Source organism: Cryobacterium sp. Hb1, assembly GCF_004403585.1.
Lineage (GTDB): Bacteria > Actinomycetota > Actinomycetes > Actinomycetales > Microbacteriaceae > Cryobacterium > Cryobacterium lyxosi.
The window spans coordinates 280,733-297,775 of the sequence record NZ_SOHI01000027.1; the positions used below are offsets into that span (position 1 = coordinate 280,733).

Annotated in this window: 15 protein-coding genes and 1 tRNA gene; 14 read left to right on the forward strand and 2 right to left on the reverse strand. The window is 62.7% G+C overall.

Features of this window, described 5'->3' with window-relative positions:
• Positions 1 to 43 precede the first annotated feature (43 nt).
• From E3T38_RS10705 to E3T38_RS10715, 3 genes are read left to right on the forward strand one after another with little or no spacing between them, the layout of a single operon-like run.
• Positions 44 to 1,210: a DUF2092 domain-containing protein gene (locus E3T38_RS10705; protein WP_134548190.1), complete on the forward strand. Its 1,167-nt coding sequence runs from the start codon at positions 44 to 46 to the stop codon at positions 1,208 to 1,210.
• Positions 1,211 to 1,268: 58 nt separating this feature from the next.
• Positions 1,269 to 2,237, forward strand: a complete 969-nt coding sequence (locus E3T38_RS10710; RefSeq protein ID WP_134548191.1) for an ABC transporter ATP-binding protein — start codon at positions 1,269 to 1,271, stop codon at positions 2,235 to 2,237.
• Complete coding sequence (locus E3T38_RS10715; protein WP_134548192.1) at positions 2,224 to 3,099, forward strand: ABC transporter permease; 876 nt, start codon at positions 2,224 to 2,226, stop codon at positions 3,097 to 3,099. Before E3T38_RS10710 ends, E3T38_RS10715 begins: the two co-directional genes overlap by 14 nt.
• Positions 3,100 to 3,211: 112 nt before the next feature.
• Here E3T38_RS10715 and E3T38_RS10720 read toward each other — a convergent pair.
• Positions 3,212 to 3,296, reverse strand: a tRNA-Leu gene (locus tag E3T38_RS10720).
• A gap of 107 nt (positions 3,297 to 3,403) precedes the next feature.
• Here E3T38_RS10720 and E3T38_RS10725 point away from each other — a divergent pair.
• The 3 genes from E3T38_RS10725 to mshC all read left to right on the forward strand — a co-directional run bounded on the left by E3T38_RS10725 (position 3,404) and on the right by mshC (position 7,067).
• Positions 3,404 to 4,771 carry a M20/M25/M40 family metallo-hydrolase gene (locus E3T38_RS10725; RefSeq protein WP_134548193.1) on the forward strand — a complete coding sequence of 456 codons (1,368 nt, stop codon included), beginning with the start codon at positions 3,404 to 3,406 and terminating at the stop codon, positions 4,769 to 4,771.
• A 75-nt stretch (positions 4,772 to 4,846) separates the two neighbouring features.
• Complete coding sequence (locus E3T38_RS10730) at positions 4,847 to 5,701, forward strand: undecaprenyl-diphosphate phosphatase (protein WP_104198020.1); 855 nt, start codon at positions 4,847 to 4,849, stop codon at positions 5,699 to 5,701.
• A 73-nt stretch (positions 5,702 to 5,774) separates the two neighbouring features.
• The gene (gene mshC / locus E3T38_RS10735; protein WP_134548194.1) at positions 5,775 to 7,067 is read left to right on the forward strand and encodes a cysteine--1-D-myo-inosityl 2-amino-2-deoxy-alpha-D-glucopyranoside ligase; all 1,293 of its coding nucleotides are present in this window, start codon (positions 5,775 to 5,777) and stop codon (positions 7,065 to 7,067) included.
• 35 nt (positions 7,068 to 7,102) lie between these two features.
• On the opposite strand, the gene E3T38_RS10740 is transcribed toward mshC, so the two are convergent.
• On the reverse strand, positions 7,103 to 8,059 hold the full coding sequence (locus E3T38_RS10740; RefSeq protein WP_104198022.1) for a proteasome assembly chaperone family protein: 957 nt from the start codon (positions 8,057 to 8,059) through the stop codon (positions 7,103 to 7,105).
• 106 nt (positions 8,060 to 8,165) lie between these two features.
• On the opposite strand from E3T38_RS10740, the gene E3T38_RS10745 reads away from it, so the two are divergent.
• The 8 genes from E3T38_RS10745 to E3T38_RS10785 all read left to right on the forward strand — a co-directional run bounded on the left by E3T38_RS10745 (position 8,166) and on the right by E3T38_RS10785 (position 17,037).
• On the forward strand, positions 8,166 to 8,906 hold the full coding sequence (locus E3T38_RS10745) for an HAD family phosphatase (RefSeq protein ID WP_255452741.1): 741 nt from the start codon (positions 8,166 to 8,168) through the stop codon (positions 8,904 to 8,906).
• Positions 8,903 to 9,904, forward strand: a complete 1,002-nt coding sequence (locus E3T38_RS10750) for a tRNA (adenine-N1)-methyltransferase (protein ID WP_134548195.1) — start codon at positions 8,903 to 8,905, stop codon at positions 9,902 to 9,904. Before E3T38_RS10745 ends, E3T38_RS10750 begins: the two co-directional genes overlap by 4 nt.
• A gap of 130 nt (positions 9,905 to 10,034) precedes the next feature.
• The gene (locus tag E3T38_RS10755; RefSeq protein ID WP_134548196.1) at positions 10,035 to 10,982 is read left to right on the forward strand and encodes an FKBP-type peptidyl-prolyl cis-trans isomerase; all 948 of its coding nucleotides are present in this window, start codon (positions 10,035 to 10,037) and stop codon (positions 10,980 to 10,982) included.
• Between the two features lie 14 nt (positions 10,983 to 10,996).
• The gene (locus E3T38_RS17130) at positions 10,997 to 13,138 is read left to right on the forward strand and encodes a YafY family protein (RefSeq protein ID WP_241984414.1); all 2,142 of its coding nucleotides are present in this window, start codon (positions 10,997 to 10,999) and stop codon (positions 13,136 to 13,138) included.
• A 21-nt stretch (positions 13,139 to 13,159) separates the two neighbouring features.
• Positions 13,160 to 13,456: a hypothetical protein gene (locus E3T38_RS10770; protein WP_134548197.1), complete on the forward strand. Its 297-nt coding sequence runs from the start codon at positions 13,160 to 13,162 to the stop codon at positions 13,454 to 13,456.
• A 22-nt stretch (positions 13,457 to 13,478) separates the two neighbouring features.
• Complete coding sequence (gene tatA, locus E3T38_RS17355) at positions 13,479 to 13,736, forward strand: twin-arginine translocase TatA/TatE family subunit (protein WP_134548198.1); 258 nt, start codon at positions 13,479 to 13,481, stop codon at positions 13,734 to 13,736.
• A 45-nt stretch (positions 13,737 to 13,781) separates the two neighbouring features.
• Positions 13,782 to 14,534 (forward strand): twin-arginine translocase subunit TatC, encoded by a 753-nt coding sequence (gene tatC / locus E3T38_RS10780; protein WP_104198027.1) that lies wholly within the window; start codon positions 13,782 to 13,784, stop codon positions 14,532 to 14,534.
• Positions 14,535 to 14,574: 40 nt separating this feature from the next.
• Complete coding sequence (locus tag E3T38_RS10785; RefSeq protein WP_134548199.1) at positions 14,575 to 17,037, forward strand: RNA helicase; 2,463 nt, start codon at positions 14,575 to 14,577, stop codon at positions 17,035 to 17,037.
• Positions 17,038 to 17,043: the final 6 nt, after the last annotated feature.

Sequence of the window (17,043 nt, forward strand, 5' to 3'; positions counted from 1 at the left end):
CGTACGATCTCCGTATGAATCCGAATGCACCAAGGCGTTGATCGTGTCTCGCAATTCTCTCAAATGGCTCCCCGCCGTCGTCGTACCGGCGGTCGTTGTCGCCGCGGTGATAGCCGTACCGTTCCAGGCCGGTGCCGCCGTCGATCTTCCCGATAAGACACCCGAGCAGGTTCTCCTCCTGGTGAACGACAGCACGGTGTCGACCTTCTCCGGAACGGTCTCCCAATCGTCTGATCTCGGTCTTCCCACGCTGGATTTGAGTGCGGGCATGACTAAATCCATGCAGAAATCCATGACCGAGTCCATGCCGGAAGGCGCGACCGACCTCGTCCCGGCAACGTCAACCACCGGGGCACTGAGCACGGCACTCGAATTGCTCAGCGGCTCCCACGAGTTCCGGGTCTACGTCGGTGGCGAAAACAAGTCTCGCGTGCAGATCAAGGACCGCATGGCTGAGCGTGACGTCGTGCACAACGGGAACGATGTCTGGCTGTACGACTCGAGCAGCAACGCAGCGACCCACATGAGCGTGCCGGCCGATCTCGCTGCTACTGCCGAGTTGAAGTTTGCCGAGCTCAAGTCGGAACTTCCCACCGACCTCTCGACCCCGGCGCAGGTTGCCGATCGATTTCTCAGCGAGCTGGACCCGAGTACGACGGTGTCGGTCGGCACGGACGCCCGGGTCGCTGGACGCAGTGTGTACCAGTTGGTGCTCACGCCGAAAGCAGCGGACAGCCTCGTCGCATCCGTCTCGATCGCGGTCGACTCTGAGACAGGTCTGCCAGTCCAGGTGGTCGTGATGGCCGAGGGCCAGAGCGCACCGGCACTGCAGGTCGGCTTCACCGCGCTTGATTTTGCCGCTCCCGACGCTGACCGGTTCGATTTCGTGCCGCCGGCCAACGCCACGGTGACGGAGCAGGCCCTACCGGCCCTGCCCGATCACGCTGCCGGTGACCACTCGGGGGCGCAGAGCCCGACAGTAGCTGAACTGCCCCGTGTCACGGGAAGCGGCTGGTCCAGTATCGTCGAGGTTCCCGCCGCCGCTGTACCGGCCGAGCTCGGCAACAACCCCCTGATCGACCAGCTGACCACTGGTGTCGCCGGAGGTCGCGCCCTGACAACGTCCCTCATGACGGTGTTCCTGGCCACGGACGGGCGGGTATTCGCCGGCGCGGTTCCGCTCGCCCAGCTCCAGGCCGCCGCAGAGTGACCGTCACCACAGTGACCGTCACCTCAGTGACCGTCACCTCAGTGAGGCGCATCACACTGTGACCGGCGACACCCCGGCTCTCGACCTCGCGATCGAAAGCCGGGGCCTCACCAAGCGGTTCGGCACGCAAACCGCCGTGAATGGCATCGACCTTGCGGTTCCCCGCGGCTCGGTCTTCGGCTTCCTGGGTCCGAACGGTTCGGGCAAAACCACCAGCATTCGCATGCTGCTGGCACTCACCCAGGCAACCAGCGGCACAATCACCGTGCTCGGCCACAGCATGCCCGCCCGACTGCACGAGGTGTTGCCCCAAGTAGGCGCCCTGGTCGAAGGACCGGCGTTCTACCCCTTCCTTTCCGGAGCGGCGAACCTACGCCGCCTCGACACCGCCGACCGGCGCGCGCCGAGTGGCACGCGCCGTGCTCGGGTGCAGCGGGCCCTCGAACGGGTCGGGCTCTCCCATGCCGCCGACAAGAAGGTACACGCGTATTCGCTCGGCATGAAGCAGCGGCTCGGCATCGCCAACGCCCTGATGCTCCCGCGGCAGCTGCTCGTGCTCGATGAACCCACGAACGGCCTCGACCCCCAGGGCACACGGGAGGTGCGCAGCCTCGTTCGCTCACTGGCCGCAGAGGGTACGACAGTCTTCGTCTCAAGCCATTTGCTCGCCGAGGTCGAGCAGATGTGCACGCATGCCGCCGTGATGAGTGCTGGCCGCCTCGTTGCCCAGGGCACGCTGGCCGCGCTGCGGCAGGTCGGTGAAACCCGGGTGCGGGTGCGCACACCGGATGCCCCGGGAGCGATCCGCGTGCTCAGCAACCTGGGGCTAGAGCCCGCGATCCGCGTGCTCGATGATGCTGACCCGGTCGTGCTCGCGCCGCTCGTCGGTACCCACTGGCAGCCCGAGGCCATCGTGACGGCCCTCGTCGCCGATGGGGTGCGTATTCGCGGCTTCGCCATCGAGGAACCGAGCCTCGAAGAACGCTTTGTCGCACTGACCGGGGAGGGTTTCGATGTCGTCCAGTGATGTTCTGCCAGCAACGGGCCGCAGCGATAACCCGATACGCCGCGGGGCTGGCTGGGACCTGCTCGGTTCCGAAATTTCCGTGCTGTTTCGCCGTCGACGGACCTGGGCCATGTTGGTCGCCGTGGCGCTGATCCCGGTACTGCTCGCCGTCGCCGTTCGTCTGTCGTCGTCCACGCTGGCCCCGGGGGAGGGACCACCGTTTCTTGATCGGGTGACCCAAAACGGCCTGTTCGTCGGCTTCACTGCGATGGTCGTCGCCATCCCGCTGTTTCTGCCGCTTACCATCGGTGTGGTGGCCGGAGACACGATTGCCGGGGAAGCCGGCCTCGGTACCCTGCGCTACCTGCTGGTGGCGCCAGCAGGCCGGGTACGGCTGTTATTGGTCAAATACGCGGGCGCGGCCCTGTTCAGCCTCGTGGCGACGCTGACCCTCACCGTGTCGGGCACGCTCATCGGGGCAGCCCTGTTCCCGGTCGGACCGGTCACGCTCTTGTCGGGCGACACCATCAGCGTGACCGAGTCGCTATGGCGGTCGTTGCTGGTGGCCGCCTATGTCACCGTATCCTTGCTCGGCTTGTCGATGATCGGGCTGTTCATCTCCACGCTCACCGATGTTCCCGTGGGGGCGATGGCGGCGACGATCGTGGTCTCCGTCGTCGCACAGATCCTCGATGTCATTCCGCAACTGTCTTGGCTGCATCCGTGGCTGTTCAGCCACTACTGGCTCGGTTTCGCCGATCTGCTCCGGCAGCCACTCGACCTCAGCTCGTTCGGCCAGAATGCAATCGTGCAGGTCTGTTACCTGGCAGTTTTCGGGGCGTTGGCATACAGCAGGTTCGTGACCAAGGACATCTTGTCGTGACGATCCACCCGACAATTGGGCGATGGCTGAACGAGATAAGGCCGGATCCAGGGGATCCGGCCTTATGAACTGTCTCAACCAGTCCTCGTTGATCTCCCGAAAGAAATCTCCGTGTCCGAGATGGGAATTGAACCCACACGCCCTTAACGGGCACTGGCACCTCAAGCCAGCGCGTCTACCAATTCCGCCACCCGGACTGGGTGAAACGGCCTCCGGATGAACCGGCTGCCGAGGTAATAACTTAGCACGGATTAGAACCGGCGTTGTGTCGCCTCCCCCCGGCGACGACGGGTAGCGTTTGAACATGCCTTCCATTTCGAACGTGCACCCGGCCGCAAAATCCGCTGATTCAGCCGGAATCTCACCCGCAGGTCATCCTCAAAAACTTGACCTGACCGCCGAAATCGCGCGTGATCTCATCCGCTTCGACACCACGAACTATGGTGCAGGCCGTTCAAACGGCGAAACGGAGGCCGCAGAATACGTCGCCGAGAAGCTGCGAGGCCTCGGCCTCGTGCCCGAACTCTTCGATTCCGAACCCGGCCGAACCAGCGTTATCGCCCGGGTCAAGGGTCGCGACGCCGCCCGGCCGGCTCTGGTCGTGCACGGTCATCTTGATGTTGTTCCGGCCGATGCGGCGAACTGGAGTGTCGACCCGTTCGGCGGCGTCATCTCGGATGGCCTGCTGTGGGGGCGCGGCGCTGTGGATATGAAAAATATGGACGCTATGATTTTGGCCTCTCTGCAGGACGTGATCAGTGCCAATGGTGCGCCAGAGCGCGACCTCGTCATCGCCTTTTTCGCCGACGAGGAGGCCGGCGGCGTGCTCGGCTCGCACTTTCTCGTTCGCGAACATCCACACTTGTTTGACGGAGCCACTGAGGCGATCAGTGAGGTGGGCGGATACTCCATAACGCTCGGCGGTCAACGTGCCTACCTCCTGCAAACCGGGGAGAAAGCGCTGATCTGGGTCAAGCTGGTTGCCCGTGGCGAGGCCGGCCACGGCTCCCGAATGCACCCCAACAACGCCGTCACTCGGCTCGCCGAGGCCGTGGCGAAACTCGGGCGTTACGAATGGCCCATTCGCCTGACCGACACGACCGAACAACTTCTCGGCGAAATCGCCCGCATTCTCGAGGTTGACCCGCAACGGGTCGGCCCGGACGAGCTCGCTCTGGCGACCGGCACGGCCTCCGGCTTCATCCAGGCCAGCCTGCGCACGACGACCAACCCGACCGGCCTCACGGCTGGCTACAAGCACAACGTCATCCCCGACACGGCAGAGGCCCTCATTGATATCCGCGCGCTGCCAGGCGAGGAAGATCTCGTACTCTCCCAGATTCAGGAGATTGTCGGCGCTGACATCGAAATCATCACCATGCACCGCGATATCGGTCTGGAGACTGAATTCAGTGGGCCGCTGATCGAAGCGGTCGTGAGCACCCTGGAGCGCCATGACCCCGGCGCGCCGGTGCTCCCGTACCTGCTATCGGCGGGAACGGACAATAAAGCGCTCAGCACCCTGGGTATCAAAGGCTACGGTTTTGCGCCCCTTCGCCTCCCGGGGGACTTGGACTTTCCTGCGATGTTCCACGGAGTGGATGAGCGGGTACCGCTCGACGCACTAGTGTTTGGCAGGCAGGTTTTGACGGACCTGCTGTCACAATATTGAAGCTGTGAAGTGCCGCCCGAGCCCGTCGGGCACGGGTTCCCTGAGTATTTTAAGTAATCCAAGAAAGCGCGGCGCGTGGACTTTCTGAATGCGATCATTCTGGGCCTCGTTCAGGGGTTGACCGAGTTCCTTCCCGTGTCGTCGAGTGCGCACATCACGATCGCCGGCCAGTTTCTCGGCACCGGTGATGACCCGGGTGCCCGATTCACGGCCATCACCCAGATTGGCACTGAAGCTGCTGTCGTCATCTTCTTTTGGCGCGATATCGTGCGCATCATCGGCCAGTGGGCAAAATCGCTCACCGGCCGAGTGTCCCGCAAAGATCCGGATGCCCGTATGGGCTGGCTGATCATTCTGGGATCGCTTCCGATCATCATCCTCGGTCTGCTGTTCCAAAACCAGATTGAAACCGTGCTGCGCTCCCTCTGGCTCACCGCGACCATGCTCATCACCTTCGGTATTCTGCTCGGTATCGCCGACCATGTCGGCGCCAAAAGGCGCCGACTGCAGGACATCACCGTCGGTCACGGCGTAATCTACGGATTCGCGCAGGCGCTCGCACTCATCCCCGGCGTATCACGATCGGGCGGTACCATCACTGCCGGCCTGTTCCTCGGCTACGAACGCGCAGCAGCGGCCCGCTATGCTTTCCTGCTGGCCATTCCCGCCGTGCTCGGCAGCGGCTTCTACCAGGTGTACAAGTCCGTCGCCGATCCCTGTTTGGCGGGCGCAACCACGTGCACTCCTGAAATTTTTGGACCGCTCGAAATTCTGGTGGCCACTATCGTCGCCTTCGTTGTGGGCCTAGCCGTGATCGCGTTCTTTATGAACTACATTTCGCGACGGAGTTTTCTGCCGTTCGTGATCTATCGCATCCTGCTGGGTATCGTGCTGTTCGTGCTCCTCGGAACGAACGTTATCTCCGCCTAATCGGTTCGCGAAGCTGTCACCGCATCGACGACGGTTCGCAAACCCACCACCGCATGGAAGCTAGGCTTGAAGCATGCGTGCATGGGAACGACCCGAAATTGTCTCTGTCCCCGGCGAGTCGAATGCACCCTGGCTCCACGACACAAAAACCGACAGTCTGGTGCTGGCCGAGCCGCTCGATTCAGCCCGACTCTACGTTTGCGGCATCACGCCCTACGATGCGACCCACATTGGCCATGCCAACACGTACCTCGCTTTCGACACCCTCCAGCGGGTCTGGATCGACGCCGGTTTTCGCGTGCACTACGCCCAAAATGTGACGGATGTCGATGACCCGCTCCTAGAGCGGGCGACCGCCACCGGCGTCCACTGGCGTGACCTGGCCGAATCACAGGTTGAACTCTTCCGCACCGACATGAAGGCTCTGGGCATCATTCCGCCGAATGATTTCGTTGCCGTGACCGAGGTCATCGACGAGATAGCCGCCGCCGTGGCCCTCTTGCAGGAGGCGGGACTCGCCTATCCGGTACCGACCGCCGACGCCATCGCCGAAGCAGACGGAACGAACGCCGTCGATCTATACTTCGACATTCGTGCCGCCGAAGCCAGTACCGGCTGGGCGCTCGGTGACGAGAGCAACCTCGACCTCGACAGCATGCTGCGCCTATTCGCCGAGCGCGGGGGAGACCCCGACCGGGCGGGCAAACGCGACCCACTCGATCCGCTACTCTGGAAGGCTGCCCGTTCGGGGGAACCGGCGTGGGAGTCTCCGGTCGGAGCCGGGCGACCAGGCTGGCACATTGAGTGTTCGGTGATCGCCCTCAAAGAACTGGGCATAGATTTCACCGTACAGGGGGGCGGATCTGACCTGATCTTTCCGCACCACGACATGAGCGCTGGGCATGCGCAGGCGTTGTCCGGACATCCGCTTGCCGGGGTCTACAGCCACACCGGCATGGTCGCCTATCAGGGCGAAAAGATGAGCAAGTCGCTCGGTAATCTTGTTCTAGTCTCCGGACTACGCGCTCAAGGAATTGACCCGCGTGCGATTCGCCTGGCCCTGTTGGCCCGCCACTATCGCACCGACTGGGAATGGACCGACGCGCTCCTTGAGGAGGCTATCGCGCGCCTCTCCGTGTGGTCTGCAGCCTTCGGCGCTTCGGCTGTTTCCGCAGCCAAAAACACTGCCAGCAGGGAGGCTTCTGGAACGGCTGCTTCACTCGTGCAGTCCCTGCGCCTCGCACTCCGCCACGACCTGAACACCCCCGAGGCTCTGAAGCTCGTCGACGACGCGGCCGCCGGTCAGCTCGATGACGTGAGCCTGGTGAATCGTGCCATCAGTGCGCTGCTCGGCGTGGCTCTATAGAGCCGAGCGTCGTCTGCGGCTGACCCGCTGCGTTCCTAGTGCCGTGGCCCGTCGGGTCGGCTTCCGGGACCATCGGGCCGGCCGTCTGCGCGCCCGTCGCGCCCGTCGGTGCCGCGCCTGCGCAGGTACTTCTCGAATTCCTGAGCGATCGCCTCGCCGCTTGCCTCTGGTGAGTCGACGGTGTCTCTGGCCTGTTCCAGCTGGGCGATGTACGCGGCCATGTCCTCGTCTTCGCCTGCTAAGACATCAATACCGGTTTCCCACTCAGCCGCCTCGGTCACGAGCGCGCCGCGGGGGATGACCACATCTATGACCTCTTCGAGCTTGTCGATCAATGCGAGCATCGCCTTGGGCGATGGAGCGTTATGCACATAGTGGGGCACGGATGCCCAAATCGACAGGGTGGGAATTCCCACCGTCTCGGCGGCATCGGACAACACGCTCAGTATGCCGACCGGTCCCTCATAATTACTGCGCTCAATTTGCAGTTCGGCCCGCACCTGCGCGTTATCACTCGAGACGAAAATAGAGATGGGGCGGGTATGTGGAACGTCGGCCAGCATGGCGCCCAAAAAGACGACGCCGCTGACGTCGGCGGCCAGGGCCGCGTCGAGTATCTCCGCGGCGAAGCTCTTCCAACTGCGGGACGGCTCCGTACCGATCAGTAGAAAGATATTGCCCGCGTTCGTTCCACTGACCCGCAGCTCGGCGTCGTCCGCCAGCGGCACGCCCAGTGTCCCGGGGGTCTTCGGACCGTACATGATCGCTCCCGGCCAACCGAGAGTACGCACGCCAGCCTCGTTCGTTGACACGGTCGGCCGGTTGAACTGGTAGTCGAAGTACAACTCCGGGTCGACCTCGGTGATCTTCTCAACGTCGAGTAATTCTTTCAATGCACGAACCGCTCCCGTCGCGGCTTCTCCGGCGTCGTTCCAGCCTTCGAAAGCGACGACGAGCAGCCGTCCGCCCAGAAACCCATTACCGTCAGTCACCGTTTATATCCTCAATTCTTCGGCCTCCCATATGAAGGGCCTTCATCAAGGATAGGCGGTGGCCCTACACTTGAACCCCGTGAATGTTTTTTCTCCGCCCCTGCCCTTGCCCGCTTCTCTGCCCGCCGCCGTCCTGTGGGACATGGACGGCACGATCGTCGACACCGAACCGTACTGGATGCGTGCCGAGACCGAGCTCATGGCCGAGTTCGGCGGTGTCTGGACTCACGAAGACGGAATGTTGCTGATCGGATCAGGATTGTGGAATTCCGCGGCAATTCTGCAAGCACGAGGCGTCGATCTCACCGCGGACGCCATTGTCGCCCGCCTCACCGACCGGGTGCAGCAGCAGCTGGCCGAACACGGGATTCCCTGGCGTCCAGGATCTCGTGAGCTTTTACGGCAGCTGAAAGCCGCCGGCGTTCCGACCGCACTCGTCACGATGTCGGTGGAGCGCATGGCGCGCCAGATCATCGACCTCATCGATTTCGCAGCATTCGACGTCGTCGTCGCCGGCGATATGGTCGAAAACAGCAAGCCGCATCCTGATCCGTATCTGGTCGCCGCCAAGCAACTCGGCGTGGATCCGGCAACGTGCATCGCGATCGAGGATTCCGTGCCGGGTGTCGAATCCGCTGTTGCCGCCGGCACGATCACCATCGCCGTTCCCCACCAGATCGACCTGCCGAAGAGCGTGCTCTACACGCGCTGGCCGACGCTCGACGGGCGCACGATCCACGATATCGCCGCGTTATATCACCAATCGAAACGTTCCGACGAGCTCTCTCCCGTTCATCTTCTCGCTCCTACCGGGGCCGCCCGAAACGAAAGCGCACCACTCGCATGAGCAGCAACCAGGTCATTCAAAACAGCGGACTTTTTCGTGTCGGCGACCGGGTGCAACTCACCGGGCCCAAGGGGCGGATGAACACCATCACCCTTCAGGAAAGCCTGACCTTCCACACCCACCGCGGCATTCTCGCGCACGACGACATCATCGGGCAGCCCGACGGGTCGGTCGTCACCAACAACGTTGGAGTTGAGCACCTGGCGCTGCGGCCGCTTTTGGTGGACTTCGTGATGAGCATGCCGCGCGGTGCAGCCATCATCTACCCCAAGGACGCAGCCCAAATTCTGGCGCAAGCCGATATCTTTCCCGGTGCCACCGTGGTTGAGGCCGGCGTTGGTTCCGGGGCGCTGTCGCTCTGGCTGCTGCGCGCAATCGGGCCGGCCGGCCGTCTTGCATCCTTTGAACGGCGCGAAGAATTCGCCGACGTCGCTCGCGACAACATCGCTACCTTCCTCGGGAATGATCCGCAGAACTGGACCATCACCCTGGGCGACCTTGCCGAGACGCTGCCCGACACCATGCCGCCGCAGAGTGTCGACCGGGTGGTCCTCGACATGCTCGCGCCCTGGGAATGCCTGGGCGTCGTCTCCGAAGCTCTCAAGCCCGGAGGAGTGCTGCTGTGCTACGTCGCCACGGTGACGCAATTGTCCCGTGTGGCCGAGGCCATCCGCGGCACCGGTTTCTATACCAATCCGGATTCCCATGAAACGATGATCCGCGGTTGGCACGTGGAGGGACTCGCAGTGCGTCCCGACCACCGCATGATCGGTCACACCGGGTTCCTGATCACCGCACGTCGGCTCGCCCCCGATACAATCCTCCCCGAGCTGAAGCGACGTCCGTCCAAGACGGACTTCAGCGACGCGGATGTCGAGGCCTGGACCCCGGGAGCGCTCGGTGAACGCAACGTCAGCTCCAAAGTCATGCGCAAACGCGTGCGGGCCGCTGGCGCGAGCGCCGAGCTTTCCAAGGCTCGCGACCTCGACGCCGGTTAGGATAGGGCCCGGCCCATTTCGGTTGAACTGCGTCGAGACCGCAACCGCCTGGACCCAGACACACCCGCACCAACCTCACACTCGCGCAGCAGATTCATGCTGCAGCAACCCCGTACCGAAAGAAGGACTTGTGCGCAAAGCATCCGCGCTGATCGTCACCGCCGGCCTCGTGATGACGGCATTGACCGCCTGCGCCGTCCCCGGCACGGCCGGGACCTCCTGCGAAACCGCGGCCACGTCCGGTGCGGCCTCGGCGTTGATCTCGACCTCCGGCGACTTCGGTTCGGCGCCCGACGTCAGCTTTCCGACACCGCTCAAGTCGTCGACTACTCAACGCACGCAAATCATCGAAGGTTCCGGTGAGAAGCTCGAAGCCGGCCAGATGATCTCCGCCTTCATGACCATGTATAACGGAACGACCGGCGCTGCCATTCAACAAGCTCCGTTCGACGGCAGCGTTGCCTTTCCCATTGCCCTCGCCGACACTACTCTTCCCGGAATAGTCGCCGGCCTGCTGTGCGCCCGCGAAGGTGAGCGCATCGCAGTCGTCATTTCCCCGGATGATGGGTTCGGTCCGGCCGGCGGTAGCGAGCAGCTTCAACTTGGAACGACGGATGCTGTAGTGGTTGTCGTTGACATCGTGAAGGCATATCTGCCGCGAGCTGACGGAGCTAACCAGATCGTGGCCAATGGCCTTCCCTCCGTGGTGCTCGATGAAAACGGCGTCCCGGGCATAGTCGTCCCCAACGGGGACGCTCCCACCACGCTCGAAATGGGTGTGCTGAAGCAGGGTGCCGGCGACAAGGTCAAGGAGGGGTCGACGGTCACGGTGAATCTCGCCGGCGTGCTGTGGAAGGAAAAGACAAGCTTCGTGTCGACCTGGACCAACGGAAGCCCCGTTCAAATGGTCCCCAACGCGGTGATCCCCGGCTTGGCAACAGCGCTCATTGGACAGACGGTCGGTTCACAGATCGTCGCTGTCATTCCTCCCGACCAAGCCTACGGTGACGCAGTGGATGCCACTATTCCGGCCGGTTCCACACTCGTTTTCGTCGTCGATATTCTCGGCGTCGACTAGGTCGGCTGGCCCGCATGTCTACCCCGCCAGAGTCGGAACCTCCAAAAAGCGCGACCGAGGTCAAGCCGTTGCTGGTCACGGCCCCCGAACGGCTGTTCAGCTTGGTCCTCGCGCTCGTGGCAACGGAAACAGGGCTGACCAAGGCCGACATTCTCGCGAACGTGCAGGGTTACCGTCAGCGATTCTCGTCCGCCGGCTCGAATGAGAGTCTGGAGCGCCAGTTCGAGCGAGACAAGGATGACATCCGGGAATTGGGAATTCCGCTCGAAACACTTGAATCGCCCGACGATCCGGGCAGCAATCACTTTTTGCGGTATCGAATTCCGAAGGGTCTGTACGACCTACCCGCCGACGTGAGCTTCACTTCCGATGAGGTATCCCTACTCAAACTCGCTGGCACGGTCTGGCGGGAAGGATCATTGTCCGGGGAATCCCGCCGGGCCCTGATGAAGTTGAACTCCCTCGGTGTCGAATCGAGCGAACCGGTCCTGGGCTACGCGCCATCGTTACGCACGCACGACCTGAGCTTCGAACCGTTGAGCAAAGCCCTCGATCGAGCGCAGATCGTGGCATTTCTCTACCTCAAACCGGGGGAGACCAAGCCGGTCCGTCGCGAGGTTGCTCCACGTGCGTTGGTGCAGCACGAAGGCCGCTGGCACCTCTACGCAACGGATGAGGTCGCTCGCGCACCGCGCACCTTCCTGCTGGCTCGCATCGTGGGCACGGTGACGGTGCTCGCAAACTCCACTCCGACTTCTATTGGCGACGAAGCAGCGGGCAACACGACCGATAGTGCACGCGCTCTCTGTGAACTCGACGCCCTGTGGGCGAGTAATGTCGCCCACATCGTCGTGGTGTCAGGATCCGACGCCGCAGTGCGGCTCGCCGCGCGCCAGGCGGCTCAGTGCCCCGCGGCCCAGCCAGACCATCCAGTGACGCTCGAGCGCACCCTGCATTTCACCGACTTGAACATCCTCGCCGACGAACTGGCCGGGTTCGGCCCCGAAGTGTTCGTCGAGAGCCCACTCGCGTTACGCGCCGCAGTGCGCGATCGACTGGTTGCCGCGCGTGACGCTCATGCCACCGCTCTCCCCGCGTTCCCACCCGGCCGCGCACAGCGCCGCCGGCCGAGTCCGCTGCATGCGCAGACCTCCCAGCCAGTCAGCCAGCCTCGAGTCGCCGGAGACCAGCTCACCCTCTTACTCTCCCTCGTTCCGTACTTGATCGATCAAGGGCCAGTCACCGTCACCGAGGTGGGCGAGCACTTCGGACTGTCAGCGGAACGAGTGCGCACACTGGTCAGCCTCATCGCGCTGTCTGGAATTCCTGGGGAAACACGTCAATACCTGCACGGTGACCTGTTCGACATTCTCTGGGACGAATTCGAAACCAATGATCGAATCGTACTTACCCATCAGGTCGCCATCGATGACTCCCCGCGATTCTCCGCACGCGAGGCCGCAGCACTCATCGCCGGACTGCAGTACCTGTGTGCCCTGCCGCACAACGCCGACACCGATGCGATCGCGTCGTTGATGGCGAAGTTGACGCGCGGCTCATCGGCGCCACCCACCCAGGTCGCTGTCGCGCAGCGCGATGCCGGCGCGACTCGCGATATTGTGCAGGCTGCCCTCAGTACAGGAATGCAGGTCGAGTTCGACTATCTCAATGCGCGTGGCGACCAGGAACACCGCCTCGTCGATCCCTTGCGCATTGAATCCGTCGACAGCGACTGGTACCTCCGGGGTTGGTGCCACCTTCGCGAAGCCGTGCGAACCTTCCGTCTTGACCGGATGACCGACCCTCGCGTCACCGCCGCACCGCGCAGTTCGCACACTGTGGACTTGCTGCTGCCGGACACCCTGTTCCAGCCGTCCAGCGACGACGTTAATGTGCGACTCGAGCTCCCTACCGCGGCGCTGCCGTTGCTGGCCGACTACCGACCCGAGGGGTCCGAAGTGGTCGGAACAGGCGCGCGCACGCGCACCACCCTGCGCGTCGCCCATGCCCACGTGCTCAAACGTCTCGTCACCGGCCTCGCCGGCATTGTCACCGTGCTTCAACCGGCAGAGTCACGCAAGGTGGTTTTCGACTGGGCCGCAGCCGGACTGGCGCAGTACTCCGGCGACAATCAGCCCCGGGTGGATGTGGGTTAGCGGATGCCGTGGTGGTCGTGGTTGCTTATCTGGGGCGTTCTGGTGGCCGGTCTTTTTGTGGTCCTCATTTGGTGCGCGGTGGCGCTCTACCGCAAAGCCGTCACAACTCTGCGAGCTCTCGAAGCCCTCAACGATCAAGTTTCCTCGGTGGACCTCGATGTGCCGTCGGCCTGCGCCTCGTTTATCCCCGCCGTATTCTCGGACTCGGCTGTGTTGCTCCGGAATGTCGAGCAGAATCGCGCTGACCGCGCGCACCGGAGACAGGTGCGTCGCGATGCGCGGATCGTGCGGGGTAAACTGATTCCAAACGCCCGCTAGCTAACACAGAGGACACACCCTCATGCTGCAAAATTTGACCGGATGGCACTTTTTGATCATCCTCGTCGTCGTACTGCTCCTTTTCGGTGCGCCAAAGCTTCCCGGACTCGCACGCAGCCTGGGGCAGTCCATGAAGATCTTCAAGAGCGAGATCAAGTCCGACACTGTCGACCCTGATCCCAACGCCGCACCGCGGCCGAAGAGCACAACGGGTGACGACGTGTCGAAGACGTCCCTTCCGACCACGCCCGGCCCGGCCGACCCCGCCTCGAAGCCTTAGCCGCGAATGGTCCGTGCTGGGCGGAGTACGACCGAAGCGGGAAAGATGTCGCTGGGGCAGCATCTGATCGAACTGCGCAAGCGCCTCTATCTGGCTGCAGCCGGTCTCCTGATCGGTGCCGTTGCTGGTTGGTTCCTCTCCGATTTCGTCTGGGATCAATTGCGAGAGCCGATCTACGCCATCATCAATGCGCAGCATCGCAACGCCCAGATCAATTACCCCGACATAACGAGCGCTTTCGATCTCAAACTCAAAATCTCACTCTACGTCGGACTCATAGTTTCCAGCCCGGTGTGGCTTTATCAGGTCTTTGCTTTTTTGGTTCCCGGTCTGACCCGAACCGAGAAGAAATACACGTTCGGGTTTCTCTTGACGGCCATTCCCCTGTTTCTGGCTGGCTGTGCGGCGGGCTGGGTTGTACTGCCTCACGTGGTCGAGCTCATGACGAGTTTCGCGCCCACCGAGGACTCGGCCTTCATCAATGCGCAAGGTTATTTCGACTTCGTACTCAAACTCGTCGTGGCGATCGGCATTGCCTTCGTGCTGCCGGTCTTCATTGTGCTGCTCAACTTCGCCGGCGTGATCAGCGCGGCGTCGATCATCAAATCCTGGCGGATTGCAATTTTGGTCATCGTTCTCTTCACAGCGATCGCGACTCCCGCCGCTGACGTCGTCTCGATGTTCTTGCTGGCCATTCCCATGGTCATGTTGTACTTTGCCGCCTACGGCATCGCTTGGCTGCACGATCGCCGAGCGGCTAAGAAAGTGCTGGCTTTCGAGAAAGAATTCGCGCTCTAGTCTCTGCTGAGAGTCATTTGTAGCAATTGTTAAGGATCACGTGACGCACACGCAATCGCCGGCCGAACGGTACTCGGCCGCGCGCACCCGGGCAAGCCAACCGAAGTTGCTGGCTTTTGATCGCGGCCTCAAATTCGATCTCGATCCGTTCCAGCGTGAGGCTTGCGCGTGCCTGGAGGCCGGCAACAGCGTGCTTGTTGCTGCGCCGACCGGAGCAGGCAAAACCATCGTCGCCGAATTTGCCATCTACCTGGCAATGCAGCAGTCGCGGGCGAAGGTTTTTTATACCGCGCCCATGAAGGCGCTCAGCAATCAGAAATTTCAGGAGTTCGTTGCTGAGTACGGTGCGGACCAGGTTGGGTTGCTCACCGGGGACAGCAACGTCAACCCGGGGGCACGCATCGTGGTCATGACGACCGAGGTGCTCCGCAATATGCTCTACGCCGATTCCGACTTACTCACCGATCTCGCTTTCGTGGTGATGGACGAGGTGCACTACCTTGCGGATCGCTTTCGTGGTGCCGTGTGGGAAGAAGTGATCATCCATTTGCCGCAGCCGGTGCGCATGGTGTCACTCAGCGCGACCGTGTCGAACGCCGAGGAATTCGGCGACTGGTTGCAGGCAGTTCGCGGTGAGACTGACGTGATCGTTTCTGAAGAGCGGCCGGTTCCGCTGGAACAGCACGTGCTGGTCAAGAACAATATGCTCGATCTGTTCGATTCGTCCGGACTGATCGGCGCGCATCGGGTCAATCCCGAACTCGTTCGGTTGGCGCACGCCGGCGGGCGCTCGGCCGGTGGGCGTGGTCGCGGTTCTGGTCGTCAGGGTGGCTCATCCGCGGGCGGTTACCGGGGTCACGACAAGCAACGAGCACAGGTCGACGCCGGCCGAATGGATCGCGGCGATATCGTGCGCATGCTCGATGGCAAACACCTGCTGCCGGCTATTTTCTTCATCTTCAGCCGGGTCGGCTGCGACCAGGCCGTGCGGCAAGTGCTCCGCTCGGGGATACGTCTGACAGAGGAACACGAGCGGGATGAAATTCGTCAGATCGTTGACGATCGATGCCGCACTCTGCTCGACGAAGACCTCGGCGTGCTCGGCTACTTCGAGTGGCTCGACGGACTCGAACGCGGTGTCGCCGCGCACCACGCCGGTCTGCTGCCGGCATTCAAGGAGGTCGTTGAAGAACTTTTCCAGAAAAAGCTTGTCAAGGCTGTCTTTGCCACCGAAACGCTGGCCCTCGGAATCAACATGCCCGCCCGCACGGTCGTTCTTGACAAACTGGAGAAGTTCAACGGCGAAGCCCGCGTGCCGATCACCCCGGGGGAGTACACCCAGCTAACGGGTCGGGCCGGTCGCCGCGGAATCGACACCCTCGGGCACTCGGTCATTCAATGGGCGCAGGGACTGGATCCGCAGGCGGTGGCCTCGCTCGCCTCCCGGCGTACGTATCCGCTGAATTCCAGCTTCAAGCCCACGTACAATATGGCCGTCAACCTCATCGACCAGTTCGGCGTCACACGCACGCGCGGTGTGCTCGAGTCGTCGTTCGCCCAGTTTCAGGCCGATCGGGCCGTCGTCGATCTGGCCCGGTCTGTGCGCCAGCAAGAAGAATCCCTAGCCGGGTTCAAGGCGAGCATGACCTGCAACCTAGGCGACTTCGAAGAGTACTCGGCCATTCGTCGACGGCTCACTGAGGTGGAACGCGAGGGTGTCAAAGCCGACAATTCCCTGCGCGGTGAACGTGACAAACGCCAGCGTGAGGTGACGAGCTTACGCAAGCAGATGCGCGCCCACGGCTGCCACCACTGTCCTGATCGAGAGGCGCACTCCCGCTGGGCAGAACGCTGGTTCAAGCTCAAACGCCAAACGGATGCCCTCAACCAGCAAATATCACAGCGCACCGGAGCCATCGCCCGTGTCTTCGATCGCGTGACAGACGTCCTGCTCGGCTACGGCTACCTCGAATCGAATGCCAACGGCGTTGTCGAGCTCAGCGAGAGCGGACGCATCCTGCGTCGAATCTACGCGGAAAGGGACCTCCTGGTCGCGGAGTCTCTGCGCCGAGGTCTGTGGAACGAACTCGATGCCGCGAGCCTCGCCGCGATGGCCTGTGCGTTGGTCTTCGAGCCGAGGCGTGAAGAAGGCCTGATCGACGCTCGGTACCTGCCCAAGGGACCGTTCAGACCGGCCCTCGACGAAACTCAGGAGTTGTGGAGCCGCATCGACGACGTGGAGCGGGATCACAAGCTTCCCGGGAGTAATCCGCTCGCGGTGGGCCTGAGCCTCGCCATGTGGAAGTGGGCTCGCGGCGCATCGCTCGCCGATGTACTTTATGAGGCCGAGATGGCTGCCGGTGATTTCGTGCGTTGGACCAAACAGACCATCGACCTGCTCGACCAACTCAGCATTGCCGGCGCCGGACGGGTCGGGCCGACCGCTCGTAGCGCCATGGATGCGATCCGCCGCGGTATCGTGGCCTACTCCTCGGTGGCCTGAATCCAC

Coding starts and splice junctions, on each gene's coding strand:
- E3T38_RS10715 (WP_134548192.1), top strand. CDS start 2,224: ATGTCGTCCAGTGATGTTCTGCCAGCAACGGGCCGCAGCGATAACCCG.
- E3T38_RS10725 (WP_134548193.1), top strand. CDS start 3,404: ATGCCTTCCATTTCGAACGTGCACCCGGCCGCAAAATCCGCTGATTCA.
- mshC (WP_134548194.1), top strand. CDS start 5,775: ATGCGTGCATGGGAACGACCCGAAATTGTCTCTGTCCCCGGCGAGTCG.
- E3T38_RS10750 (WP_134548195.1), top strand. CDS start 8,903: ATGAGCAGCAACCAGGTCATTCAAAACAGCGGACTTTTTCGTGTCGGC.
- E3T38_RS17130 (WP_241984414.1), top strand. CDS start 10,997: ATGTCTACCCCGCCAGAGTCGGAACCTCCAAAAAGCGCGACCGAGGTC.
- tatA (WP_134548198.1), top strand. CDS start 13,479: ATGCTGCAAAATTTGACCGGATGGCACTTTTTGATCATCCTCGTCGTC.
- tatC (WP_104198027.1), top strand. CDS start 13,782: ATGTCGCTGGGGCAGCATCTGATCGAACTGCGCAAGCGCCTCTATCTG.